The organism is Pseudomonas aegrilactucae (assembly GCF_019168305.1).
GTDB lineage: Bacteria > Pseudomonadota > Gammaproteobacteria > Pseudomonadales > Pseudomonadaceae > Aquipseudomonas > Aquipseudomonas aegrilactucae.
The window spans coordinates 1-1,561 of sequence record NZ_JAHTBI010000147.1 but is presented as its reverse complement, the minus strand read 5'-3'; the positions used below and the strand labels follow the sequence as shown (position 1 = coordinate 1,561).

Below are 1,561 nucleotides of genomic sequence, written 5' to 3'. Positions count from 1 at the left end.
TGCGCTACCGCTGGGACAAGGTGGGCCGCTTGATCGGCCTGGAAAACGAGAACACCAGCAAGGCGAAATTTCAGTACGACCCGGTCGGTCGGCTGTTGCAGGAGAGCGGTTTCGACGGCCTGACCACGCGCTACCAGTACGATCCGCACAGGGGTCGCCTGGCCTCGACACAGGTGGGGCAGCGCCGCATCGACCTGCGTTTCGACCCCATGGGCCGGTTGGCCGAGCGTACCGCCAGCCTGGGTGACCAGTCGCAGACCGAACGCTTTGCCTATGACGGCAACGGCAAGCTGATCCAGGCGATCAACGCCGCGAGCACGCTGCAGTGGTTCCACGACGAGGCGGGCAATCTGACCCGCGAGCACCAGCACTATCTGGCCACCGGTACGCCGATGGTCGCGGTGTGGGCGCATGAATACGACGCGCTCAACCAGCGCATCGCGACCGTGCGCCCGGATGGGCACAAGGTCAGTTGGCTGACCTATGGCAGCGGCCATCTGCTGGGCATGAAGCTCGATCATCACGAAATGCTCAGCTACGAGCGCGACGACCTGCACCGCGAGGTGGTACGGCATCAGGGCAACCAGTTGATGCAGACCCAGGCCTGGGACCCGGCCGGGCGGCTACAGGAGCAGTTGCTGGGCAGTCACGAGGGTACGTCCACCTTGCTCAAGCGTCAGTACCAGTACGATGCCGCTGGGCAACTGACCGATATCCACGACAGCCGGCGCGGTCATCTGGCCTACCAGTACGATCCGGTGGGGCGGCTGTTGCAGGCGACCAGTCGTTTGGGGGTGGAGACCTTCGCGTTCGACCCGGCGGGCAACCTGCTGGACGACAAGGCCCACCAGATCAATCGTCCGCTGGAGCAGGACCCCAAGCGCAATCGATTGATGGACAACCTGCTGCGCGAGTATGCCGGTACGCACTACAGCTATGACGAGCGCGGCAACCTCATCAACCGGCTGCACAACGGCGTACGTGCGCAGTTCACCTGGGACCTGTTCGATCGGCTGAGTAGTTACAGCGATGACAAGCTCAAGGTGGAGTACAGCTACGACCCGCTTGGTCGTCGGTTGCACAAGCACTCGATTGCACATTACTGGAACAAGCCGCAGGCCGGCACGGGCTGGAACCAGCTGGAGCGGGCCAGGCGCCAGCGCGAGCTGGAGTGCGGTTTTACGCTGTTTGGCTGGGACGGCGACACGCTGGCGTGGGAAAGCTCACCGCCGCGTGATGAGGGCGATACCGGGCGCACGGTGCACTACCTGTATGAGCCGGGCAGCTTTGTGCCGGTGGCGCAGGCCCTGCGCAAGGGGCCGGTGCGGTTGCACAAGCAACCTGACTGGAGCCAGCGCAGCTACGACTTCGACCAGGATCCGTTGTGGCAAACGCAAATGGAACCGCAGGCGTTGGATGCGATTGCGTGGTATCAGTGCGATCACCTGGGCACGCCGATGGAGCTGACCGACCACAATGGCGAGGTGGCGTGGACGGCGCAGTACAAGGCGTGGGGTGAGGTACGAGAGGAGCGCTCGGGTTGGGCGAAGCAGATTGGGCT

At 63.9% G+C, this 1,561-nt stretch carries 1 protein-coding gene; it reads left to right on the top strand.

The window, feature by feature from the left end; genetic code table 11:
* Positions 1-1,561 (top strand): RHS domain-containing protein (locus KUO17_RS26025; RefSeq protein ID WP_217978421.1); only part of this gene is annotated, 1,561 nt, incomplete at both ends.